18 protein-coding genes and 2 pseudogenes are annotated in these 24989 nt (G+C 64.7%); 7 read left to right on the forward strand and 13 right to left on the reverse strand.

The annotated features are described in order from the left end of the window. Window positions 1–464: 464 nt before the first annotated feature. From N687_RS0107750 to N687_RS22065, 4 genes are all read right to left on the reverse strand, one after another. Window positions 465–1652, reverse strand: a complete 1188-nt coding sequence (locus N687_RS0107750) for a multidrug effflux MFS transporter (protein WP_081841665.1) — start codon at window positions 1650–1652, stop codon at window positions 465–467. Between the two features lie 214 nt (window positions 1653–1866). Continuing rightward, window positions 1867–2613 carry a hypothetical protein gene (locus N687_RS22055; protein WP_029421315.1) on the reverse strand — a complete coding sequence of 249 codons (747 nt, stop codon included), beginning with the start codon at window positions 2611–2613 and terminating at the stop codon, window positions 1867–1869. A 143-nt stretch (window positions 2614–2756) separates the two neighbouring features. Beyond that, on the reverse strand, window positions 2757–3992 hold the full coding sequence (locus tag N687_RS22060; protein WP_051663043.1) for a hypothetical protein: 1236 nt from the start codon (window positions 3990–3992) through the stop codon (window positions 2757–2759). Then, entirely contained in the window at window positions 3970–5394 is a 1425-nt protein-coding gene (locus N687_RS22065; protein ID WP_051663044.1) for an MFS transporter, read from the reverse strand. The genes N687_RS22060 and N687_RS22065 overlap by 23 nt, the downstream gene beginning before the upstream one ends. Window positions 5395–5869: 475 nt before the next feature. On the opposite strand from N687_RS22065, the gene N687_RS0107770 reads away from it, so the two are divergent. Both N687_RS0107770 and N687_RS0107775 read left to right on the forward strand, forming a co-directional pair. Further along, the gene (locus N687_RS0107770; RefSeq protein ID WP_081841234.1) at window positions 5870–6370 is read left to right on the forward strand and encodes a TetR/AcrR family transcriptional regulator; all 501 of its coding nucleotides are present in this window, start codon (window positions 5870–5872) and stop codon (window positions 6368–6370) included. A gap of 4 nt (window positions 6371–6374) precedes the next feature. Then, window positions 6375–6797 (forward strand): PaaI family thioesterase, encoded by a 423-nt coding sequence (locus tag N687_RS0107775; RefSeq protein ID WP_029421319.1) that lies wholly within the window; start codon window positions 6375–6377, stop codon window positions 6795–6797. Between the two features lie 48 nt (window positions 6798–6845). Here the strand turns inward: N687_RS0107775 and N687_RS0107780 are convergent, their stop codons facing one another. From N687_RS0107780 to N687_RS0107815, 8 genes and pseudogenes are all read right to left on the reverse strand, one after another. Continuing rightward, window positions 6846–8189: an MFS transporter gene (locus N687_RS0107780; protein WP_051663046.1), complete on the reverse strand. Its 1344-nt coding sequence runs from the start codon at window positions 8187–8189 to the stop codon at window positions 6846–6848. Window positions 8190–8207: 18 nt separating this feature from the next. Then, window positions 8208–10397 carry an acetate--CoA ligase family protein gene (locus N687_RS0107785; protein WP_035462983.1) on the reverse strand — a complete coding sequence of 730 codons (2190 nt, stop codon included), beginning with the start codon at window positions 10395–10397 and terminating at the stop codon, window positions 8208–8210. A 15-nt stretch (window positions 10398–10412) separates the two neighbouring features. Beyond that, window positions 10413–11185, reverse strand: a pseudogene (locus N687_RS20855) (SDR family NAD(P)-dependent oxidoreductase). Window positions 11186–11189: 4 nt separating this feature from the next. After that, window positions 11190–11597, reverse strand: coding sequence for a Zn-ribbon domain-containing OB-fold protein (locus tag N687_RS0107795; RefSeq protein WP_029421322.1), 408 nt, complete (start codon window positions 11595–11597; stop codon window positions 11190–11192). 1 nt (window position 11598) lies between these two features. Further along, window positions 11599–12744 (reverse strand): acetyl-CoA acetyltransferase, encoded by a 1146-nt coding sequence (locus N687_RS0107800; RefSeq protein ID WP_029421323.1) that lies wholly within the window; start codon window positions 12742–12744, stop codon window positions 11599–11601. A gap of 15 nt (window positions 12745–12759) precedes the next feature. Continuing rightward, window positions 12760–13929 (reverse strand): acyl-CoA dehydrogenase family protein, encoded by a 1170-nt coding sequence (locus N687_RS0107805; RefSeq protein WP_029421324.1) that lies wholly within the window; start codon window positions 13927–13929, stop codon window positions 12760–12762. 85 nt (window positions 13930–14014) lie between these two features. Beyond that, window positions 14015–14773, reverse strand: coding sequence for a beta-ketoacyl-ACP reductase (locus tag N687_RS0107810; RefSeq protein ID WP_029421325.1), 759 nt, complete (start codon window positions 14771–14773; stop codon window positions 14015–14017). Window positions 14774–14817: 44 nt separating this feature from the next. Further along, window positions 14818–15468 (reverse strand): TetR/AcrR family transcriptional regulator, encoded by a 651-nt coding sequence (locus N687_RS0107815; protein WP_029421326.1) that lies wholly within the window; start codon window positions 15466–15468, stop codon window positions 14818–14820. 286 nt (window positions 15469–15754) lie between these two features. On the opposite strand from N687_RS0107815, the gene N687_RS0107820 reads away from it, so the two are divergent. The 5 genes from N687_RS0107820 to N687_RS0107840 all read left to right on the forward strand — a co-directional run bounded on the left by N687_RS0107820 (window position 15755) and on the right by N687_RS0107840 (window position 23301). Then, window positions 15755–17524 carry a class I adenylate-forming enzyme family protein gene (locus tag N687_RS0107820; RefSeq protein ID WP_029421327.1) on the forward strand — a complete coding sequence of 590 codons (1770 nt, stop codon included), beginning with the start codon at window positions 15755–15757 and terminating at the stop codon, window positions 17522–17524. Between the two features lie 145 nt (window positions 17525–17669). Further along, the gene (locus tag N687_RS0107825) at window positions 17670–19316 is read left to right on the forward strand and encodes a spermidine synthase (protein ID WP_029421328.1); all 1647 of its coding nucleotides are present in this window, start codon (window positions 17670–17672) and stop codon (window positions 19314–19316) included. Between the two features lie 366 nt (window positions 19317–19682). Further along, a complete protein-coding gene (locus N687_RS0107830; RefSeq protein ID WP_051663048.1) occupies window positions 19683–20459 on the forward strand; it encodes a YdcF family protein in 777 nt (258 codons plus the stop codon). 398 nt (window positions 20460–20857) lie between these two features. Then, window positions 20858–21967: a threonine ammonia-lyase gene (gene ilvA, locus N687_RS0107835; RefSeq protein WP_197029237.1), complete on the forward strand. Its 1110-nt coding sequence runs from the start codon at window positions 20858–20860 to the stop codon at window positions 21965–21967. Between the two features lie 272 nt (window positions 21968–22239). Then, window positions 22240–23301 (forward strand): rod shape-determining protein, encoded by a 1062-nt coding sequence (locus N687_RS0107840; RefSeq protein ID WP_051663049.1) that lies wholly within the window; start codon window positions 22240–22242, stop codon window positions 23299–23301. A 474-nt stretch (window positions 23302–23775) separates the two neighbouring features. On the opposite strand, the pseudogene N687_RS25435 reads toward N687_RS0107840, so the two are convergent. Continuing rightward, window positions 23776–24201: pseudogene (locus N687_RS25435) on the reverse strand (nuclease-related domain-containing protein); the annotation flags it as partial. Window positions 24202–24989 lie beyond the last annotated feature (788 nt).

Consider the following 24989-nt stretch of genomic DNA (forward strand, 5'->3'; position numbering starts at 1 on the left):
ATCGAAGCCCGCACACCCCATGGGGACCTCACTCCCAATCGCCCTTCCAAGGCTTAAGATCCCTTTCCACCTTAAGGTGGCACCGTCCCCGTGGGATAACAAACCATTCCACCTTATCGTCTCGCCGGCACACTGAATCATTGCAGTGTTGACGTTAAGCGGTCGGCGGTCCGGGCCCCCGAAGCGCAATAACGTAAATCTGTGCACTTATCCTCCTCGGTCGATCCCGCGGTAAAGTCAAACCACCATTTTATCTCCCACGCCGGCCTGCGAATGGCGCAAATTCACCACCTTAAAGCGGCTGGCAGAACGGAGTTCCCCGATGCAGAACACCACAGTGCCTCCGATCCCGCTGCCAGCACGGCCGCAACACCGCCATACCCCCGCACACCACCCCCGCACACCACCCCCGCACATCACCTCGCCACACACCGCCGCCTCCGCACCCGGCACCCCAACGGAGATCACCGCGCATGAACGTGCCCCGGCGCATCAGCAGTCCGCGCTCGCGCCAAGCCCATAAACACCGCCAGCGCCCCCACGTCGCACAGGGCAATGACCACACCCATCGGCAGGGCCGTCAACGCACCGCCCAGACCCGTCAGCGGTGCCGCCAGCGATCCCAGGGTCATCTGGCACGTGCCGATCATCGCCGATGCGCTCCCCGCCGACTCACCCTTGCTCTGCAGGGCCAAGGACGTGCTCGTCGTGCCCACCATGCCCACGCTGGCCACCGAGAAAAACAACGGCGGCAGCACCAAGAGCAGCGGCGCATGAGACGCCACCGCCGCGAACAGCAGCACGCCGCCCGCCGACGCCATCGACAGCCCGCCCAGCAGCACCCGGCGTTCCCCGAAGCGGGACGCCTGCCGGGCCGCGAACTGGCTCGCCAGAATGATCCCGACGCTGTTCACCGCAAACGCAGCGCTAAAGCCTTGCGGTGACACCCCGTACAGCTTCTGCAGCACGAACGGCGATCCCCCGATATACGCGAACATCCCCGCGTACACCAGGCTCTGCGCCAAGACGAAGCCCATAAAGACGCGATCGCCCACGAGATTCCCCATCACGCCCACCGTCTTCCTCAGCCCGCCGGTCAATCGGCGCTCCGGCGGCAGGCTCTCCGGCAATCCCAGGGCCACCCCCAGCCACATCAACGTACCCAGGACCGCCAGCACCACGAACACCCCGCGCCAGGACGTTACGCGCAGTAGCTGGCCCCCGACGATGGGCGCCAGGATGGGCGCCGCTCCGTTGACCAGCATCAGCATCGCGAAGAACTGTGTCAGGTGGTGTCCAGCGTAGTGATCGCGCGCGATCGCGCGGGCAATCACAATCCCGGTCGCCCCCGCGAGCCCCTGGACAAAGCGCAGCGCGAGCAGCCCCCAGATGGACGGCGTCACCGCGCACAGAACGGACGCCAGCACGTACACGCCGAGGCCGATGAACAGCGGCCGCCTCCTGCCCCGCGCGTCGCTGATGGGACCGCCCACCAGCTGCCCCAGGGCCATCCCCAAGAGGCACGCCGTCAACGTCAGCTGTACCAAGGACTGCTGCGTCCGAAAGTCATTCACCAAGGCCGGCAGCGCCGGCAGGTACATATCCATCGAAAGCGGCGCCAGGGCCGTCAGCGATCCAAGCACCACCGCCATCCATACCCGCCGCGCCCCTCTCGGCGCGGCCAGGGACTCCGTCTCCGTCACTCCGGCTCACCTCTCTCCAGCCATCGGGCGGCACTGCACCGTACCCCCCTGCAGGCCGCCGTCCGATCGAAAGCAAACCCGGCCGCAAAGCCCCTTGGAGAGGCATGCCACTGGCCGGAGCCGCTGGAGAAAAGTGTAGCACACTCACTGCCGCACCGGAGCGTTAGACCTCCTCCGGTTGGATGGTCTCCATCATCGCGAAGAAGCGGCTGTAGCCTTCAAATTCTCTCGGCGCGTAGACCGTCGCTGTGAACCAGGCCCCGCCGCTCTGGAAGATGACCGCCTCGATCGTGTCCGTCTGGTTGTACGCCACATAGTGAGTGGCCTTGGAGAGAAACGGGATCGATCCGTCGTCCCGCACCACCTGCGGCGTCGCGACGGCCTTCAACTGCGCCTCCACCTGCTTGCGGATCGTGTCCACAGTAGTTCCCGCCGGGTGGCGCTGCACGCGCATGAACACCTTTGCATTCGGCTGGAACAGCACCACATCCCGCCCCGGCTCCTCCGCGCTGGCCGTGCACTCCGGCAGCACATACATCGAGAACTGCTGGTTGTCGCTGCGGTACAACCGAGCCGTGGCCGATTCCGGATTCCCCTCCGCCGTCCAGCGGAGCACCTGGGTCGACGGGCGCGATCCCGCCGCCGTCCCTCTTCCCGCGGCCGTCCCTCTTCCCGCGGCCGTCCCTGCTCCCACCGTCCCCGCTCCCACCGCGGTCCCGGTCCTGTTCCCCGGCACGGCTTTCCCGGCCCCCTGCCCGTTCCCGCCGGCCTGGACGGCTCCGCTTCCCGCGGCCGCGGTCTGATTCGACTCCGGGTGCCCCGCACCAGGCTGCCCCGCAGCCGGTTGTGGCCCGCACGCCGCGAGGACCATCACGCTCAATACACTCATCCAACCCATCCACCGCTTCATATTGGATATACCTCCTTCCACTCCCCCCTGTAGACGGAGCCCCCGCATGCACTGTGACGAAGTTCAGGTCCGCCCTCAAAGACGAACCCCCGGGTGTCCTCCCCAGGGGTTCGTCTCTCGCCATCTATCTATTCACACGAAACTCATCCGTCCGTCTCGTCGAACGACGCCTCGACCACCGGCGCCTGCCGCTGTTCGCGCCGCTTAGCGATCTGCATCGCCTGCACCAGCACGTCCATATCGTGCTGCATCTCCTCGAACTGCTTCATCAAGTAGGATCGATCCCGCTGCATCTTCTCCAACTGCTGATCCCGCTGGGCAATGCGCTGCAGCAGCTCTTCCCGCTCCTGCCGCAGCCGGTCCAGTTCGCCATTCTCGTCGAGGATCTCGATGTTCTGCAGATACCGGATGAGTTCCCGCTTCGTCACCTGCGGGCGATCCCCCGCCATGGCGCTGGCCTGCTCCTGCAGCCCGGATATCGGTGTGGCCGCGTGATCGACCGCTGAGCGCCCCAGGGCATCCTCACCCGGCGCCTGCGCCTGGACGCCCGCGTGCGCAGCCGGCCCCTTCGGCACCTCCGCGTCCACACCGGATACGCCCCGTGCCGCTGCGCTGCCGGACGCGACGCCACCCGAAGCCCCGGCTTCCGGCCGCCCGCTCAAGCCGTCCGGCGTCCGCACCGAGCGGGTCCCGTCCGCGGATCGAGCCGACGACAGCGGCCGGATCACGCCGCGGAAACGCAGCCGCGCGGCCTCCGCTGTCCTGCGCAGCCATTCGGCCCCGGCACCGGCGCCCCGGCGCAGCCCGCCGCGTCCAGGCCCCGGTCCGGGGGGTACCTCCTCGATGTCGTCGAAGCCAAACGTATGCTCTCGTAAAAAATCGAGGAGGTTCATCAGACAAGCCTCGTGGAACTCCCCTTCGAGGTCCAGAGCGGCACACGCGTCGCAGACCTCGCCCCGCAGCTGATCCAGGAAGGCGTCGCTGAAACGCACCGTGCGGGGCAGCGCGTACACGGCGTACTGGCCGCTGGATTTCACAAACTGCAGCTTTCCCCGGTCCGCCAGCCGTTCGGCGGCCAGTTCCGCCGCCTCCAGGTGAATCGGCAGGCCACCGCTGATGGCGTTGGAAAGATCGAACACGCTCGCCTCTGACCAGTGGCGCTCCTTGAGGGCCCGCTGGTACTCCTTGAGGACCAGCTGCTCCGCCTCCTCGTCCGAGTCCGGCCATCGTTGAAGGACGAAGGTGGACGGGTCGCGCCCGTTTTGCACCAGTTGGTGCGCCTCTTCCACTTCCATCTCGCATTTGCCGACGAGATCGTACAACAGCACACCGTACTGCTCCGCCGTCTCCAGGGCCTCAAAGCCTCGCAACGTCCTCACAGGCATCCCTCCTCGACTCCGCCGATCCGCCGACGGGGTATCCCGATATGATTTCGCCATCCCGCTCGGCTTTCTGTCCGTGCCCGTCAGGCATCCACCACACCATCACCAGGACGGCGAGCAGGAACCCCCAGATCAGGGAGAAGCCCGCCTGGATGCCCCAGCGCGACGCGAGCGCGCCGATCACGGCGTTGGTCAACATACTCCCGATGGCCCCGGCGGTGAACATGAGCCCAATCACCCGGCCAGCCTGCACCGAAAAGGTGTGGCTCGCGAGTGCTGTGAGCGTCGGGAACAGAATGGAGAACCCGAACCCGGCCAAGATCACCCCGCACAGCACCACCCCGGCCATCGTGCCGGTCCCAGGCAGCCAAGCCATACCCAGGGCCAGCAGCGACACCCCCAGGGCACCGAGGAGGGCGCGCCGCGGGGCCACCCGGTGCAACCACAGGGGAGCGCCCAGGCGCCCGGCCGTGAACGTGAAGAAGAACCCCGACAGGCACAGGGAGGCCAGGCTGAGGGAGATGCCGCGCGCCTCCACCAGATACGTCGTGAGCCACGTGCCGAGGCCCACCTCGGCCATCACGTAGACACCGATGGCCAACATGAGCCCCCACAGGACGCTGTCCCGCCACGGTGTCCGGGCGGCCGGATGGTATCCCGGTCCGGGCCCATGTCCCGACCGTGGCTGGCGCCCGAGCCCTGGATCGCGTCCTGTCCCCGGCTCGCGTCCCGTCCCTGGATCGCGTCCCGGTACGGGCTCCGCAGCCCGCACCGCCTCCGTCACGGGCCTGCGCCCCGTATCCGTCACCTTCTCCCGGTCCGGCATACGCACATCCGCCGATTCCGCACCTGTCCGGCCCCGTGCCACCGCCAGCGCCAGAATCGCCAGCACCGCGCACCCCAGCACGCCGTAGACCGCGCGCCAGGCATGTGTGGTCTGGAGCACCCAGCCCGCGGCGAGCGGCAGCCCGCACGCACCGATCCCATAAAACCCATGAAGCCAATTGAAGTAACGGGATTGTCCCGCCGCCGACGGGGTGATGGCGGGGATCACGGCGTTCGTCCCGATCTCCAGTCCCCCGGTCCCGAGACCCACGATGGCGAATCCGGCCGCGGCCGCCCAGAAACCGTGCGCCAGGGCGATCGCGCCAGTTCCGATGATCACCACCACCGCCCCCAGGACCACCAGCCCGCGCACTCCCAGACGCTGAACGGCGTAACCGCTGATCAGGGTGCCCGCCAAATACCCGAGCGAGCCCAGGGAGAACACGCTCCCCAGCTGTTCGTACCCGAGCCGCCAATCCGCCTGCATCAGAGGAGCCGCGGCCCCGCGCAGCATGTCGTAGCTGCCGATGACCACCATCGCGAACAGGCCCAAGGGCAGCCAAAACCGCTTCATCCACCACGCCTCCTTCTGACACCATGCGGCGCATGTACCCGCACTGTGAACTTTGCGGATGCCGGCAAAGATCCCTGCTCATCTGCGTCCCGCCGTTCGCCGTGGCATCCGCCAGGCCTGTGCATCGAGGTGATAAATTCAATCTCGACGCTATCTCTTCATGGCACCGGAACGATACACAACATCTTGATGTTAACTCAACTCGAGCCGATAGGATAAGGTGACGCATCTTATTTATCGCGGCCGTCGAGTCCTTGACGACCCGGAACAATGCCCAGCTAAATGTAAAACCGTTGCTATTCGCACCCGGAGTCCTTCGCATAACTAGAAACCGGTCGCTATTCGACCGCGGGTCCGGCCGGATAAACACAATTCGTTCACTACGGCCGTGAACGCCCACGACCGACAAACCACTCGGGCGGGGGTGCGGCCCATATTATACATACCAGATAGTTAATTCAGAACGTGTCATCCCATGTGCTATCATTTTCTTTACAACAAAGGGACACGGCGACAAGGGGAGGCGGGGACGTGCGTTCAGATCCACGCGGTGTTTGACGGCGTCACCACGGAGGCGGTAGCCGCCGCGTCCGGGGTGACCAAGGCGATGGTCTACTATTCCTACGGATCGAAGACCAACCTGTTCACCGCCGCCATCGAGTGGATGATGGACGTCAGCCGGCAGCAGACCCAGGAGATCTTGAGCCGGCCGGTACCCCTGCGCGATCGACTGCAGGTCATCGCCCTGACCCGTCTGCGCATCACCGCGCCCTTCGACCTGGACGCCATGATGCGCGGCAGCCGTCAGGTGCTAACCGAGGAGCAGCTGGCGCGCATCCGCCACACGGAGGAACAGATGGTCTCGGTCATCGCCCAGGCGTTCCAGGCTGGGGTGGCGGCAGGGGAAGTCCGGGAGATCGCCGCCCCAGCTTCTGCTTCGGCAACCCCCGTGAAACATTCGGACCGGGAGGGATGACGGGATGGGCTCCCATTACTGTTTTGTCTGCGGAGACAACAATCCAAAGGGCCTGCACGTGCATTTTGAGCAGGGAGAGGGAGGCGCGGTCCACGCCACGTATCAGTGCGATCCCACGCACCAAGGCTGGCCCGGCATCCAACACGGCGGAATCACCAGCGCCTTGCTCGACGAGGCGTGCGCATACGTCACGTACTTCCAGGGCCTGACCTGCATGACAGGGCAACTCACTGTCCAGTTCCACGCCCCCATCCACGTGGGGGAGACGTTGGAGATCCGTGCACGCCCCGTGCGCGTCACCCGCCGGTTGATGGACGTCGAAGCGGAGATCGTCAGCCGCAGCGGCGAGCGCAAGGCTTCCGCCCAGGCCAAGATGGTTGTCCTGACCGCTCGCCAGCAGGCACAAGCGGGCCTGTCGGATCCCTGAAAAGAAGACCATACGCCCCCACCGGCTTCCGATAGGGGCAGCCGAAGTTCAGTCCTCCACGTTCGGAACCTGGGATTCAGACATGGGCAGCATCGGTCGCTGGAAGCGGAACCAGGGGCCTTTCGCCGTGAACACCAGCGGGATGTAGATCAATCCGCCCACGGCGGAGACCGTCAGCCACGCCCCCCAGCCGCCCATGGCGACTACCACGGGCAGGCAGAGCGCCACGGCGATGCCGGCCACGCGAATGACGAAGCCGAACAGCCCCCAGGCGGCCGACTGCAGCGAGGGCTTGATGTCCTCCGCGTTCTCCGAGAACAGCGCGCACCACGGCCCGTAGGCGACGCCGAACAACCCACCCAACAGCGACGTGTACAGGATCATCTGCCCTTCCGGGATGGTCTGTCCGACCAGCGACACGAAGTAGAACATGTAGAGGACGGACAGCACCGCGCCGACAAAGCTGACGATCTTCCGCAGGCGCAGCCGGTCCGAAATCCACCCGGCGATGAGCAGCGTCGCCAGATTCAGCAGCCAGAAGTACTTGGCGATGGCGGCCGCCTGCGACGTGTCGTAATGGAACGCCTGCACAAGAAACGTCGTCCCGAACGACTGGATGGTCAGATACGTCAACAGGAACAGCGAGATCCCGAGGGTTAACGTCCAGATGTGCGGTACCCGCAGGATCTCCCTCATCTTCGGCTCCTCCAACCCATCGCGGCGCACCTGCCGGTTCACCGCGTCGACTTGTTCCACGCTGTCGATGACCTTCGCCCGCAGCTGCGGAGAGAGGTCATGGATGGTGAACAGGATGAGGATGCAAGCCGCGAGCGCCACACTGCCTTCGATGACGAATTGTGACTGCCACGTGTGGAAGATGGGCAGGGTCGCACCGGCCACCGCGTTGGCGAAAAAGTTCGATCCCACCGGCCCAAAGGTCCAGAATCCGAACGCCAAGGCCCGCCCCGTCCGGGGAGAGAAGTCCCGCACCTGGCCCGCCGTCGATGCGATGGCGACGCCTTCGATGAATGCCAGAATGATCCGCGCAATGAAGAGTCCGGTGACCGAATGAACCAACACCATCCCGTAGACGCAAGCCGCTGTCAAGAACAGGCTGGGCACGAGGAATCGAACGCGCCCGTACCGGTCCGCCAACGGCCCGAAGATCATTGCGGAGACGGCCGACGCAACGACGGAGATGGACGCGATCTCGCCGTACTGGCCCAGGGTCATGTGCAGGTCGCGCATCAACAGCGGCAGCACGGGGGAAATCTGCGCCTCGTAGCTGGCCACAAAATTCGCCAGAATGGCGATGAACAAAAACCAAATTCTTCGACCCCCGACGGGGTATTCGGTCAGCTCCCTTTCATAGAAGAGCCTTCTTCCGGTCATCCCGGAGACCTCCTCTCCCTATTTCCAGGTGATGAGCGCGTCCAACGCTTCGACCTGCGAACCCCGAACGTACAGCGGATTGATCTCCAGCGCCTGCAGACGATCCCCGGCTTCCAGCGCCACCCGGGTGATCTGGTGGATCACCGCGGCGACCCGGTCCAGGTCAGCAGGCAGCGTACCGCGTGCTCCCTGCAGGAGGGCGGCGCAGCGCAGCTCCACCAGCATCTCCCGGATGTCCTCCTGGCCGACCGGCAGCACCCGCAGCGCCGTATCCTGGAGTACCTCGACGAACACGCCGCCCAGCCCGACCGCCAACACCGGTCCCCACAGCGGATCGCGCACGATGCCGACCAACAACTCCACCCCGCCCGATCGCATCGGAGTCACCAATATCCCGTCCATACGACTCTCCGGCGCATTCTCTCGAACATTCCCAATTATCGAGATATAACCCTCCCGAACCTGCTCGTCGGAGCGGATGTCCAACCGCACGCCGCCCACGTCGCTCTTGTGCGCGATATCCGCGGACTGAATCTTCAACGCAACCGGGTACCCCAGACTTCGGGCGGCCGACACCGCCTCCTCCACCTGGGTGGCCAGGCGCCCAGGGATCACCGGTACACCGCGTTCGCGCAGGAACTCCCGCGCGCGGTGCTCCGGCCATGCGCCCGCAACGCCCGTGCTGGCACCCGCCATACCCGACGCACCCATGGCGACCCCCAGCGGACCCGTGCAGGCTCCGTACGCGGCGGCTCCGCTGCCTGCTCTCACCTCCTCACCCACGTCCATCCTCGCTCGCATGCGCCGCGTCCGTTGTTCGTACCACCAGAGTGCCCGGCCCAACGCGGTCATGCCATGTTCCATGCCTCCGACGAAGTGCAGTCCCGCCTGCTGAAGCACCGCCCGGCCGAAATCGTTGATGTCGATGGAGGTATTGCTCATCAGCACGACAGGCTTCGCGGCGTTGTCCACAATGGACTTCAGACGCGCGAACTGTTGGTAGACGAGCGCGGGATTCTCCGGTGCAATCCGCGGCGGGTCCGTCAGACACAGGATAAAGTCGAAGTTCGGATCCTCCGCGACGACTTCCAACGCCCGTTGCAGCAGGGTCTGATCGACGACCACGTAACCGGTGACATCGAGCGGATTGTGCGGTGTCGAGAACGCGGGCAAAATGTCCTTCAGCCGCGCCACGGTGCGAACCGAGAAATCGGGCAGCTCCATGCCCTCGTCCTCAGCGCGATCGGAGAGGATGTCACAGGCACCCCCCGACGGTGTCACAACCCCCACGCGCCGGCCAGGCAAAGGAGGACAATAGCCCAACAGACCTGCGGTGGTGATCAGGTCTTCCAAAGAATGCACCCGGATCACACCCAGTTGGCGCAGCGCCGCATCGTTGACTCGATCGTCGCCGACCAATGCGCCCGTGTGCGCCAGGGCGGTCTGCGCGCTGCGGATGCTTCTGCCGATTTTCAGCACGACCATGGGCTTGCCGCGATCCAGGGCCTTGCGCGCGACGCGCGAGAATTCCTCCGGGGACCGGATGGTCTCCAGGAACATGGCGATCACGCGGGTCGAGTCGTCCTCAATCAGGTAATCCACCACGTCCGTGGCGTTGATCATGGTCTCATTCCCCATCGACACCAGCAGACTGACCCCGATGTTGCGCGCGAGCGCCAACGCCATGACCGAACTTGCCAAAGCGCCGCTCTGCAGCACGATGCCGACGGGCCCGGCGGACAGAGCGGGCGGGATGGGCAGCCCGTACGGGGTCAGACCGGCGGCGAGGTTGACAAAGCCGTTGCCGTTGGGCCCCAGCAAAATCTGCCCGTGCGCAGCCGCAAACGCCAGAACCTTCTCTTCCAGCCGCGCGCCCTCTTCCCCCGTCTCGCGAAAGCCCGCGGTCAAGAGCACCAGATTCCGAATCCCTTTTTGGCTCGCCTCCTCCATCACCTGCAGGACCACGTGAGAAGGGACCATCACGTATGCCAGATCGACCGGCTCGGGGATCTCGAGCAGGGAGCGAAAGGCACGCTGACCGTGAACGACCTCCCGATGGGGATTCACGCAGTAGATAGGTCCTGGAAATTTCCGTTCCTTCAGATTATTCAACGTGAAGATAGACCATCGGGAATTGTCCGTGGCACCCACCAAGGCGATGCTCCGGGGATGAAACAGGCCCCGCAAGTCTTCCGGGGTCACCCTCACAGGACCCAACGGCGATCACCTCTCCTCTTGGGAATGGAGTGGATTCGGACCTCCGTCCACGTACAGGGTTGTTCCGTTGATGAATTCAGCGGCAGGCGAGGCGAGATACAACACCGCCGCCACCACGTCCTCAGGCGTGCCCAACCGCCCGACCGAACGCGCGCGGCCGGCCTGCGCCATCCGCTGCTCGTCGTTTTGGTACAACACCTGCTTGGCCGCGTCCGTCAGGATGGGGCCCGGCGCCACGGTGTTCACCCGAATCCCGTACGGCCCCACTCCGCAGCCAGCGTGCGGGTCATGTTCACGAGACCGGCCTTGCTCGCACCGTACGCGACCATCCCCGGCGCGCTGTCCCGCCCCGCCACCGAGCCGATGTTGATCACAATCCCCCTTCCCTGCGCTTGCATCAGCGGGAAGACCGCCTTGGACACGATGAAGGGGCCGAGGAGATTGATGTTCATGACGGCGGCGAACCCTTTCGGGCTCAGGTCTTTGGCAAGAGCCCGAAAGCTCCCGCCCGCGTTGTTCACCAGGATGTCCACACCGCCCCAGGCGCTGGCCATCTCGCCGACCGCCCGCGTCACCGCGGCCTCGTCCCGCACATCCGCGGGCAGGATCAGTGAGTCGCGCAAGGCGTCGTATTTGTCCCGGACCGCCTCCAGCGCACTCGCTCGCCGTGAGAGGAGAGCCACTTTCGCCCCGCGGGCGGCGAAGCCCGCGGCAATGGCCTCGCCGATCCCCTGGGACGCCCCGGTGACCAGGACGCGCTGCCCCGTGAAGTCGAACATCGTTTCACCCCTCTTTCAACACTTCGAAAAACGGGAGGATGAGTTCATCGTCCACACGCGTGAAGACCACCCGCACCGGCTTTTCGACGGCCACCTCTTCCCGCGGCCCCACGATTCGGCTCATCATCCGGACACCTTCCTCCAATTCGACGATGGCCACGACGTAGGGGGCCTCTTCCGCAAACGGGCCCTGCGCCCGGTGCACCACGGTGTAGGAGTAGATGCGGCCGCGTCCGCTCGCCAACACCCAACGAACGCGGTCGGAGAAACAATGAGGGCAAATGGATCGCGGGTAGAAGATGTGGCGCTCGCAGTCTTCACAACGCTGGATCCGGAGCTCGCCCTGGTTCAACCCTTCCCAGAAAGGCCGCGAGTCCCCATCCACCTCAGGTTTCGGCCAAGGATTCGGCACGTCAATCCCTCCCCAAAATCACCGTCGCCGTGGAGGACAGCACGCCCCCTGTTCCGTGTACGAGTGCCAGCCGCGCACCGGGGACCTGGCGCGGGCCGCATTCTCCGCGCAGCTGGCGCACCGCCTCGATGAGCAGAAAGATCCCGTACATCCCCGGATGGCAGTAGGACAATCCGCCCCCGTTGGTGTTCATCGGGAAGTCCCCTCCGGGCGCCGTGCGTTGACCGCTGACGAAGGCACCCCCTTCCCCCGGTTCGCAGAAGCCGAGGGCCTCCAGGGTCAGCAGCACCGTGATGGTGAAGGAATCGTAGATCTCGACCACGTCGAGCTCATCATGTGTGACGCCGGCCATCTCGAAGGCGCGCCGTCCGCTCTCTCTGGCCCCGGTCACCGTCAGGTCGGGCATGTTCACAATGGTGTTGTGCGTGTGCGTCTCCCCGTGCCCGAGCACCCACACCGGAGGCTTGGCCGCCAGCGGCGCCTTGCGTGCCGACGCGATCACGACGGCGCCGCCCCCGTCCGTCACCAGGCAGCAGTCGAGCAGATGCAACGGCTCCGCGATCCACCGGGAACGGAGCACATCCTCAATGGTGATGGGTTCCCGCATCATGGCCTTCTCGTTCAACATGGCCCACTTTCTCGTGGCGACGGCGATCTCCGCCAACTGCTCGGAGGTGGTGCCGTACTGGTGCATGTGCCGCATGGCAGCCAGTGCGTACGCGCCGACGGGGGTGGGCAAACCGTAGGGCAACTCGTACTGCGCGGTCAACTGAGGGGAAGCCGGCGGCCGTCGGCGGCTGCGATCCGATCGCTGCGTGCTCCCGTACGTCACCAGCGCGACCTCGAACAAACCGGCCCGGATCCCCGCCGCGGCGTGGCCCACGTGGGCTTCGAACGAAGACCCGCCGATGTTGGTGCCATCCGTGAATCGGGGCCGGATCCCCAGGTATTCCGCCAGCATCATGGTCGGAGACCACGCCCAGTTCCCGGCCGTGAACACGGCGTCCACGTCGTCCTTCGTCAATCCCGCGTCCTCAAGGGCCGCTTTCGCGGCCTGCGCCTGCAGTTGCAAAACCGTCTTTCCAGGTGTCTCACCCAGGTCGGATTCGGCTACGCCGACGATGGCGGCGACCCGTTCCGATTTCATGCCCGTCACCTCTTCTCAGTCCATCAGTTCGCCGATTTTCACATAGCCTTTCAGCAGATTGCGGGCGATGATGAACCGCTGAATCTCGTCGGTGCCCTCGAAGATGCGCCATACCCGCATCTCCCGGTACCAGCGCTCAATCGGCAACTCCTTGGTGTACCCCATGCCGCCGTGGATCTGAAGCACGCGATCGCAGACGCGGTTGGCCATGTTCGCACCGTACAGTTTCGCCATCGAGGCAGCGTGCCGGTTGTCCTGCCCGCGCTCCGCCAACCATGCCGCGCGCAGCACCAGCCACCGCGTGGCCTCGATTTCCACCGCCGAGTCGGCGATCATCCACTGGATGGCCTGCCGCTCCGCGATCGGTTTGCCGAAGGTGACGCGCATCTTGGCGTGATCGATGGCCATCTGCAAGAGGCGTTCGGCGGCCCCGATCCCGCGGGCCGGAATGACCCATCGCCCTTGCCCGATCCATTTCATCGCGAGGTCAAACCCCTTGCCCACCTCGCCGAGGACGTTCTCTTCGGGGACCCGCACATTCTCGAAGATCAATGAGGCCGGCGACCACTCGCCCATCGTGTGGATGGGCTCCGACCGCCAGCCCATTTCCCGGTCGACCAGGAAGCAGGTGACGCCGCCCCGCGCCCCCTTCTCCTTGTCCGTGACGGCGAATACCATGGCAAAGTCCGCCTCGTTGCCGTTGGTGATGAAGATCTTCTCTCCGTTGAGCACCCAGTACTTGCCGTCCTTCACGGCCGACATCCGGATGTTGGCCGCGTCCGATCCCGCGCCTGGCTCCGTGAGAGCGAAGCAGGAACGGCGTTCCCCATTGATCACCGGGATCAGGTACCGCTTCTTCTGCTCCTCATTGCACGCGTAGAGAATGTTGTCCGCCGACCCGCCGAACTGGAAGGGAACGAACGTCCGTCCCACCTCCATCTGGATCAACGCGGTCATCACCGGCCCGAGGTTCGCACCGCCGTATTCCTCGGGGGTGTTGATGCCCCAGAACCCCAACCGTTTCGCCTTCAGCTGCAACTCTCGAATCTCGCTTCGCGACAATCCCGGCCTGCCTTCGCGTTCATTCCGCAGCACCTGCGGTTCGTACGGCATGACCTCCTTCTCGATAAACTCGCGGATCGTCCGCTGCACCATCTTTTGTTCTTCCGTCAAGGTGAAGTCCACAAGCACCCCTCCGAATCAAAAAGATTTTGAAAACATATCCTGGCATCGTTGGGACGTCTCCCACGTGTGCTGTACGGGAGAGCGTTCAGCGGCTCCCGCCGTTGACGTAGATCACCTGCCCGGAGACATAGCTGGCGTCGTCGCTGACCAAGAACGCGATCACATTCGCCACATCCTCCGGCTGCCCGACGCGCCGCAGGGGGATCCGCTCCGCCGCCCGCTTCTGGTTCTCCTCGAAATCCACCCCGATGCGCTGGGCGGTCTGCCTCGTCATCTCGGTCACGATGAATCCCGGGGCGACGGCATTCACGTTGATCCCAAACGGCCCCAGCTCGATGGCGAGCGTCTTGGTGAATCCCTGCAGGCCTGCCTTCGCGGCGGAATAGTTCGCCTGTCCCCGATTGCCGAGCGCCGACGTGCTGCTGAGATTGACGATCTTGCCGTAGCGCCGCTCGACCATGTACCGCTGCGCCGCCCGGCTGCACAGGAAGCTGCCTTTCAAGTGGACGTCCATCACCCGGTCCCAGTCGTCCTCCGACATCTTGAACAGGAGATTGTCCCGGATGATTCCGGCGTTATTGACGAGGATGACGGGCGCGCCAAGCGCCGATGCGACCCGTTCGAAGGCCTCCTCCACCTGGGCGGCGTTCGAGACGTCGCACCCGATCCCCACGGCCTCACCCCCCGCTTCCCGGATCGCGTTCACCGTCTCCAAGGTGTCCTCCTCCGAGAGATCGAAGACGCCCACCTTGGCGCCGTCCGCCGCGAGCCGCTTCGCCGTCGCAGCCCCAATCCCGCGGGCCGACCCAGTCACCACGGCCACTCTGCCATCCAATCGTCCCATTCGCTCCAACCCCTTTCGAAATGGTCATTTCCTGCACGCGCCGGTCATCTCTGGGGCTCCTCCGCCTCTGGTTGCGGCGTCCCCATCGGTCCGGGCGTCAGAATCCGTTGGATGAAGTCGTACTGTTGCGCGATGTACTCGTCGATGGTCATGCCCTTCAGCCGGTAAGAACGCATAACCCACATGTGGCCCAGCATGATGATGTTGTAGGCGAGCAGCGGGACGCGAACCGGCGCGAAGACACCTTGCTCGATCCCCTCCTGCAGGATGGATTCGATGCACCGTAAGGTCTGGGACTCCTGTTTTTGCAGCGTCTCCCGGAAACCTTCAAACAGGTTCATGTCGCGAAGCCCGACATGGAGGGCGTCGCGGTTGTCGTCGATGAAGCGATAGTAGCGGCTGATGAAGGAAAACAGTTTTTCAAACGGGGGCAGCTCCGCGGCGCACACGTTGTAGACGTTCTGCTCCAATTGGCTGACCGCTTCGCGGTAGAGCAAATAGATGATATCCTCTTTCTTTTTCACATACCGGTAAATGGAGCCCACGCTCATGCCGGCCTCCTGCGCGATCTCCGGGATGGTGGTGCGATCGTACCCTTTCTTGCGAAAGAGCCTGGCCGCCACACGGCACAGGATCGCCCTGCGCTCCGCCAACAGTTGCACGTTTTTGATATCGCTTTCAATCTCTTTGTGCATTACAACGCTCCTCGGGGAGGTTCTGACCTCTCCTCGCAACTCTTCACCCAAGCCCATGTATACGTTGCGTAGTGAATGTTCATTCCGCTTTGATTGTAACCTTAGGCGGTGCGTTTTTCAACGGAATTATCAAGGTATTATGAATATATTCTATATTGTTTGTTGCGCCCAAGGCCGGTGTCCCCGCCCATGTTCGAATATTCCCTGTACTACGGCGCATCCGGTAGAATGATAGGCAGACCCTATCGCACACGGGCAGACCGAGCCCGCACAGGAGGCGATCGACATGACACGACCGATCCCCACGCCGCAGGAGCGGCGCCAAGCCCTGGAGTCGCAGTACCCCGTCTGGCCGAGGCACACGTTCGCGAGCCACTTTCACGTACAATGCCAACGCTATGCGGAGCGGCCGTTCCTCATCACCCCCGACGCAGCGTTCACCTACGCGCAGGTGTGGCAGGAGGCCTGGCGGATCGCCAAATCCCTTCTCTCTCTCGGTGTGCGCCGCCGCCAGCACGTGGCCGTCCTGATGGCCAACGACCCGGAGTTTGTCTTCACCGCCATCGCCATTTCGCTGGTCGGTGCGGTGTGCATCCCCATCAACACCATGCTGCGGGAGGACGAGCTGGCCTATATCCTCCAGCAGTCCGACACCAACTGGCTCTTGATGCACCAGACCGCGTCGGGCATCCACCACGCCGAAGCCGTCGCCCGCATCCTCGCCCATCGCCCGATCGGGCCGGACAAGATGATGAAAGGTGTCGTCTGCATCCCGAATGCCTCGGGAGCCGGCGGATCGAAGGATGCCCCCCCCCTTCCGGAGGGATTCGAGCCCTGGGCAGACTTCCTCGCCCGCGCCAACACGGTGAGCGACGACGAGGTCACCGCCCGCTGGCGTGCCTCCGAGTATCCCGATGAAGTGGCGTATATCATCTATACCTCCGGATCGACCGGCCTGCCCAAAGGGGTCATGTTGACCCACGACATGTTCCTGCGGTGCGCCTACTCCACCTGCCTCAGCCGCGCCATCGAGGACGGCCGGCGCATCTTCACGGCGCTGCCCATGTACCACGTGTTCGCGTTCGAAGAGGGCCTGCTCGCCGCATCGTTTGTCGGCGGATGCGTCATCACCTGCCGTGACTTCTCGCCCCTCCTCAGCCTGCAGCTGATGGAGCGGTTCGAGGCCAACGACTTTCTGTGCGTACCGTCTATGTTGGTGGCGATCGTCAACCACCCGGAGGTGAAGAACTTCCAACTGCCCAACCTGTTCGCCCTGATGTGCGCCGCCGCGCCCGCACCGGTTCCTGTCTGGGAGCGGGCGGTGGAGGTGCTGGGCGTGACGGAGATCTGCACCGCCTACGGAGGAACGGAGGTCACTGCCTCCACGGTCCACACGGAGGTGGGCGATCCCATCGAGATCGTCGTCACCCGCGTCGGGCGCATCAAGCCAGCCGGCGTCACCGGGCTGCCCGAGTTCGGCGGGGCGAACGTGGAGTACAAGGTGATCGATCCGCACACCCTTGAGGACCTTCCGCCGGGCTCCGTCGGCGAGCTGTGCGCCCGCGGCAACACCGTCACCCGCGGCTACTACAACAACCCCGAGGAGACGGCCCTGGCCATCGACAAGGACGGCTGGTTCCGCACGGGCGATCTCGGCCGCATCCACCCGGACGGCTACTTCGAGTTCCTCGGACGCAGCAAGGACGTGTACAAGGTCTCCGGGGAGAACGTCGCACCGAAAGAGGTGGAGGATGTCATCACCAAGCACCCGAAGGTGGCCCAGGCGTACGTCGTCGGCGTCCCCGACAAACTGACCACCGAGACGGGGGCCGCCTTCATCGAACTGAAGCCCGGAGAGACGTGCACGCGCCGCGAGATCATTCACTGGTGCATGGAGCGGCTCGCGAAGTTCAAGGTGCCGCGCCACGTCTGGTTCATGCAGCCGGACGAGTGGCCGATGACCGGCACCCGCAAGATCCAGAAGTTCAAGTTGAAAGAGATGGCCATCGAACGGTTGTCCAACAAGGACATGGTCGAAGAGGAACTGGACGCCTGACGACGAATCCTCTCCCGTGTGCGCCCCATCGTCCCGGGCACTGCGCGGCCCGTGCGGCGCGGGTGCCCAGCACGCGCCACCGGCCGCATCCGAGCCGCACGATGCCCCGGCCGGAGGCGCGGACCCGGGAGAGGAGACACCAAGCATGCACCTGCCCAAATCGTTCCTATATGTTTACGTCACCATCACCGGCGCCGCCGTGATGGCGTTGGAGCTGGCCGCCTCCCGCTTCGTCGCGCCCTACTTCGGGACCTCCATGATGGTCTGGGCGAACATCATCGGGCTGATCCTGCTGTGCATGTCCATCGGCTACTGGATGGGAGGCCGAGTGGCGGACCGGCGGCCGCATCCGCGCCTCCTGATGTCGATCACGCTGGCCGCCGGCCTCTGGTCCGCCCTCCTGCCGGCCTTTGGCCAAGCCATGTTCGCCCGCATGTCGGGCGGGATCCTGGGGACGCCGGTCAGCGTGATCGTCGTCTCGTTCGCCGCCATCCTGCTCGTGTTCGCACCGCCGGTCCTGCTCCTGGCGATGGTGAGCCCGTTTGCCATCCGGCTCGTCCAGGCGGACCCGAGCGAGGTCGGGAAGGCGGCGGGCAACCTGTACGCCTTCTCCACCGCCGGAAGCCTCCTCGGCACCTTCGGTACCGCATTCGGCACCATCCCGTTTCTCGGCACCCGCGCCACCCTGTGGCTGTGGGCGGCGCTGTTGATTCTCGTCAGCGCGGTTGGCCTCGGCCGCACCGCCTGGCGCTGGGTCGGCGCCAGCGGCACCGCCGTGCCCGCGATCGTCGCCCTGGCGCTGCCCTCCTCCGCCCCGTCTCACACGGGTGGCCAGGTTCTGTACGCGAAGGACACCCTGTACCAGCATGTGCAGGTGGAGCAGGATCCCGACGGCGCCATCGCCCTTGTCTACAACGAGGGGGGCGGCATCCAGTCCCTCCGCCGCCCGGGCGACGCCCTCCATGACGGCGACTACTACGACGACTACCTCGTATTGCCGGATTTGGTGGCGGGCCGGGGAAACGGGGAGCCGGAAGGGGCGGAGGCGTGGCCTGCCGCGCCGGAAGAGGTTCCAGGGGCTGCGTCGGCCGCGACCCCTGCGGCCTCTGCTGCGGACCCCGGGCCGACGGTGCTGGTCCTCGGGTCGGCGGGGGGAACCATTCCGCATCTGATGAACGTGTACGATCGCGATCGATTCCCCAACCTCAACATCACCGGCGTGGAGATTGACGGCGACGTCATCCCGCTGGACTACCGGTACTTCGGGCTCACCCCGGACGATGCCCACATCGTCCACCAAGACGCGCGCGCCTATGTCCGGCAGGCGGCCGCCGCCGGGAAGCGGTACGACGTCGCCATCGTCGACGCCTACTCTCAGCAAATCTATATCCCGTTCCACCTGAGCACGCGGGAGTTTTTCGAGGAGGTCCGGTCGGTACTCACCCCGCGCGGACTGGTGGCGCTCAACGTGAACGCCGTGTCGCCCGACTCCCCGTTGCTCCTGTCCATGGAACGCACTGTCGGAGCGGTCTTCCCGCACCTGTACGTCATGAAGGCGCGGGGCGCGTACAATTACATCGTGATCGGAAGCAACGATGCGCTTCAGCCGGCTTCCCTGCAGGCGATTCCCGAGAACAGCCCGCTGGCCGCGATCCGGGAGGAATGGGAAGGCGGATTGCGAGACGTGAGTGGGTCGGCCATCACCAGAGGCATGCTGCTCACGGACGATCGCGCGCCGGTGGAAATGCTCACGGATTCGATGATCTGGCAGGTGGCGCGGAGGGAAATGTAGAGGGCGGCCATTCAGTCGCCCTCCTGGAGGGATACCATCTGTTTTTAGGTTAACCATCGGTCTCGGTCCTGCGATAAAAACTCCTTTTGCTTTACCCAGGCCCGATCGGGTCACGATAACAACCGTTTCGAACGTAACCCCCTCTCCCCGGCGCCCGCCACGACACGATAGCCATATTTTCGTTCCTATCTCCCTGGTTCAAGCCACAATAAAGTTGATTCGTTTACTACCGATACCCTTGCCGTCGACGATAAGTAAGTTCTTGGCTTTAACGTGCACTAGGCCCGGGCCGACGCCCCGCCCCCCAGGTCCCCGATCACGCACCCTCCTCCCTTCGTGCTACAATCCCCCATGGAGGTGCCGCCCGTGTTCACCCTCATCAAGATCGTCGAAGCCTTCATCCTGCCCCCGGGCCTGTTCGTCATGCTCCTGCTCGCCCTCGCCGTGGCCCTGCACCGCCGCCGGCAGCGCCCCCTCGCCGGAGCCACGGTCGCCATCGCCGCCATCGTCTATGCCCTCTCCACGCAATCCGTGGCGAACGCGTTGATCGATCCGCTCGAATCCGCCTACCCCCAGCCCGCCCCGTCCCAACTGCACGGCGACGCCATCGTCATGCTCGGCGGCGGGGTGGTCTTGGACGCGCCCGACGGCGACGGCCGCGGCAACCTGCTCGGGGACTCCGCCAACCGCCTCCTCACCACCGCCCGACTGTACCGTCAGCTCCATGCGCCCATCATCATCTCCGCCGGTCCCCTGTACACCGCCGGCGGCCAACCTCTGGCCGAAGCCGACGTCGCCGAGCGCCAACTCGTGGACCTCGGCGTCCCTGCAAGCGAGATTTATACCGACCCGCGCAGCCGCAACACCCAAGAGAACGCGGCCTTCACAAAACCCATCCTCACGGCGCACCATCTGCAGCGGCCCATCCTGGTCACCTCTGCCTACCACATGCGGCGTGCCGTCATGGACTTCCAGCGCCAAGGCATCTCCGTCCTGCCGTACCCCACCGGGTACCTGGCGAAGCACGTCACCGGCGACTTCGATCTCCCGTGGCTCCCGTCGGCGTCCGCCTTGTCCGTCAGCGCCACCGCGTTGAAGGAGTACATCGGGATCGCCGCGACGGCCCTCGGCGTCAAGGGTTGACGCCCCCCCGGACGCAATACCCCTTGCGATCGCGCCGCCTATCGGGTACATTGTTCTCAAATGGAAATCTTCTGTCGATGACGAGGAAGAGTACACCGAAGGCCCGTTCCCAGAGAGTCGGCGGCCGGTGCGAGCCGATGAACACCTCGCGCGGAAAATCCCCTCGGAGACGGGAGCTGAACGGCCTCGCCAGACTGCGATCGGCTGCGCGATCGCGCGTCTTCGTCTCCCCGGTGGCCCAGTAAGCCTCCCCGGCCGTCCGCCGTTAACCGGACAGGCGCACCGCGTTGACCCGCGGGACATCGCGTGGATCCGCGCTGCGCCGCTGAGCGCCGAAGCATCGTCTGGCACCCGTCGCTTTGTTTTCCGGATGCCAGCGCGATCGCATCGGAATAAGGGTGGTACCACGGGAGTCTCCCGCCCCTTCGGGCGGGAGGCTTTTACATTTTGAAATCCCGGTCACCCGTCCAAAGACAGACACCCGCACACAACACCCAAACACAAAGAGGAGTGGTTTCGTTGGGGATTTGACCCGAGGAGAGAAATGGCCGGTAACTTATGAAGACATTGTCGCCGCCCGCGAGGTCCTGCGAGGCGTCGCCCACCGCACTCCGTTGACGCACAGTCGCACGCTCAGCCGCCTGACCGGCGGGCAGGTCTACCTCAAACTCGAGAACCTGCAGCGCACCGGCGCGTTCAAACTCCGCGGCGCCTTCCACAAGGTCGCCACACTCACGGAAGCCCAGCGGCAGCGCGGCATCGTCACCGCCTCCGCCGGTAACCACGCCCAGGGCGTCGCCCTGGCCGCCGCCCACTTCGGCGTGCCCTGCACCGTGGTCATGCCCGAGCACGCCCCCGCCACAAAGATCACCGCAACCCGGGGCTACGGCGCCGAGGTCCGGCTCGTCGGCCAAAACTACGACGAGTCGTACCAGTACGCCCGGCAGCTCGCCGGCGAAGGACGGACGTTCGTCCACGCTTTTGACGATCCCGCCGTCATCGCAGGCCAAGGCACGATCGGCCTCGAGATCCTCGAGGACGATCCCGCGATCGACACCCTCATCGTCCCCGTCGGCGGGGGCGGGCTGATGGCCGGCATCGCGATCGCGGTGAAATCGCGACACCCCCAGGTGCGCGTGGTGGGCGTGCAGCCGGCGGGATCGAACGCGGCCGTCCAGGCGTTCCACACCGGGGTCCCCGTCCACCTCGATGCCCCGCAGTCTCTCGCCGACGGGCTCATGGTAAAGGCCCCCGGCGAGCTCCCGATGGCCATCATCCGGCAGCTGGCCGACGACATGGTGACCGTGACGGACGACGCCATCCGCAACGCCATCCTGTTCCTGCTTGAGCGCACCAAGCTGCTGGTGGAAGGCGCCGGTGCCGCGGGCGTCGCCGCTCTTCTCGGCGGGCAGGTGCCAGCCGTCGGGCGGCGCGTCGCCGTCATCCTGAGCGGTGGGAATCTCGATCTCGCCCGCCTCCACACCCTCGCGCGCAGCTCCGCCAGTTAGGCCGGAGCCGCGAGAGGCCGGTTCCCGCGGGTGCTGGTCGGGCGCGGCGTCCATCCTCGGGCGCCGCTTCTCCCGTTTGGCGCCGCGGGCCGCCGCTCTGGGCGGCGCCCCACCCGCGGCTGCGTCGGTGTGGGCAGCGCCACGCTTGCAGGCCACCGCCTCCCCTGCACGTCCGTCCGTCCGCCGTTTCCACCTTCCGCCATTTTCCGGATCGACCCCCGACATCCCAGACCGGTAACCGAATCTATGAAATAAAGGAAGGTGAGTGGGCCATGCACGTCTGCATCGACCTGGGAACGTCGAATGTCCGAGCGGGTTGGATGGACCACAGGGGGAATGCGGAGGGGCCGTTCGTGGACGAGCCCGCCGTGGTCGCCATCCCGGACGCGGGGCCGACCGTGATCGGCAAGAATGCCGAGGCGATGATCGGGCGCCACCCGGACGCCATCCGGCTGGTGCGCCCGGTGGACGGCGGGGTGGTCCACGACTTCGATGCCGCCGTCGCCGTCATCCGTCACGCCGTTCGGCAGCTGGGAGCGAACGGCATGGGCCGGCGCCTGACCATCACCCTCGCCGTGCCGTCAAACCAGAGCCAGGTGGACCGGAAGGCGTTGGACGAAGCCGCGCGGGCCGCAGGCGCACGCGAGGTTCGATTTGTGGAATCGTCCATAGCGGCGGCCATCGGCGCCCAGCTGCCCATCGATCGGCCCACCGGTTGCCTGGTCGTGCTGATGGGCGGGGGATCGACCGAGGCTGCGCTGCTGTCCATGGGTGGCATCGTCGACAGCCGGACCGTCCGCAGCGGTGGACAAGCCATCGACAGCGAGATCGTCGATTTGTTGCGCAGGCAATACTCGTTTCTCATCGGCCTACCCTCGGCGGAACAGCTGAAACGCAGGGCCAGCCAGGCCACCCCTGAGGCGACCTTCGAGGTGCGGGGACGCAACCTGGAGACCGGGCTGCCGGGCACCTTGCAGGTCCCCCGCGCCCTTGTGGAGCAGGTAATCGACGCGTACACCGAGCGGATCGTCCACCTGATCCGGGAAGCCATCGAAGCCTGTCCGCCCGAGCTCGTGGGCGACATCCTCGATCACGGCGTGGTCCTCACAGGCGGCGGCGCCCACATGGAGCGCGTCGTCTCGCGGTTGGCGCGCCAGATCGAAGTACCCGTCACCGCTGCGGACGAGCCGGGCACTTGTGTGGTGCGGGGCCTGATGCGCACACGCCATCCCAAGGCTCGCCAAGGGTGGAAGTCGAATCTCACAGTGAACCTGCCGCCGATCTCCCTGGCGCCCATCCGTCAATTGCTGCGCAAGAGCGGGACGGAGGAGTAGGCGCCTACCCGTCCTCCCGGTACCGGCACACCGCGGTATTGATGCACTCGCGAAACCGGCCGTACCGGTTTCGCCTTTCCTGCATCTTGCCGCCGCAGTTGGGACACCGTTTCGATCTCGATGTCCAAAAGTGCGTCCTGTGCAGAAGGCGCACGCAAACTCTTCACTTTTCTGATCGATCACGATGCGTTCATTGAGTGGGCGGATTTCGCGGGGATCGATGTGGTACCGCGCGAACACGTCAATGGCGATGGGCGTGTGGTGCGCCAGCAACGCCTCCACCCATCGGCGCGGCTCTGCCCCACCTTCCCCGTTCGCTTTGCGCGATCGCTCGATAAAATCCTGCAACCGATCCGCGCGCACCAAGCTCGTCCCCGCCGGCTTCATCCCCGTGAGGATCATCTTAGGATTCGGCAGCACGATCACGCTGGCCAGCTTGGGAACGGGCTGGATACCCGAGGCGGTCAAGATGTCCTCCGCGACGGTGAGATGGCGCCTGTTCTGTTCAATCGGGCTGAACATCCCCTCGCGCTCGACGTCTCCACTCGGGCCGCGCCGAATGCGGTACCAGGCGCCGTCCTCGTCGACATGCACGCGATCCGGCAACGCCTTGCTCTCGAGGATCATGAGACCGGCGGGTACGGCGACGACGTGATCGATCTGAGCCGAACGTCCATTGAACTCCAACCGCAGATGGTTGGCGATCACCACGTCCTTTGCGTCTCGAAACCAAAATTCCAACTGGTAGGCGATGGTCTTTTCGCCGCTTCGGCCGCTCAACATCTTCTGCAGATCTGCTTCCATCTGCTTTCGTTTGGGATGATAGACAGGCAACTGATCGAGCAACTGCTGCAAGCTGTCGATGGTGCTTGCATCCGCTTGGGGAACGGGGATGATCATGACCGACGTGAGCTCCCTTCGTGAATGGCGCAGGCGGTATGGGCAGAGGCGGTATAGACTCAGACGGCACAGGAATCGCAGGAACCGCGGGTGGCCAGCCTACACGGACAAGGCTGGTACCACCGGCACCGGAGGTAGCCAAGTCTACTTCAGGCCTGGTACCACACCCCGCTTGCTCAGGTAGCACAGAAACTGCACGGCCGGTGAAATGATGTAAGCACCGGATTGGTATGGTTCTATCATCCTATTTACCCGTTCTTTGTCGAATTGGCAAGTATACCTGAACTCTGGTGATTCCATATCCATCCTCATCAGTCAACCAATCGTCATTTCTTCATTCGACTTCCAGCCATGGGTCCGCAGGTCATCCGGACCCAGACGAGCGGCCGTTGAAGGAGGCAATGGCGACGACCGAGCTCTGGGCGATGGCCCTGGGTCACGCTGGCCTGTGCCGAATGGGGTGTAAATGGGGGGTGAATGGGGGTTCAATGGGTTGCAAATGGGGGGAGAATGGGTTGAAAATGGGTGGAGATGGGTTGAAGTGATGTCCAACAGTACCGCGATGAAGGCGGTAATGTACGAAGTGTGTTTAATCGAGCGGGGCCGTCGGGGGATAGCAACCGATCCGCATTTATCCGACCTGCTCCAGAGGCTCATAGCAACGGTTTTGAATGTATTGATTGCCGTCCAAGCCGTGGCGAGCCCCAATAAATAAAATCGCATACCTTATCCGAGTCAACTGACCCTAGATAACATCAATGTGTTTTGTATTGCCCCCCCTCGCACGC

This window comes from Alicyclobacillus macrosporangiidus CPP55, assembly GCF_000702485.1.
Classification (GTDB): domain Bacteria; phylum Bacillota; class Bacilli; order Alicyclobacillales; family Alicyclobacillaceae; genus Alicyclobacillus_H; species Alicyclobacillus_H macrosporangiidus_B.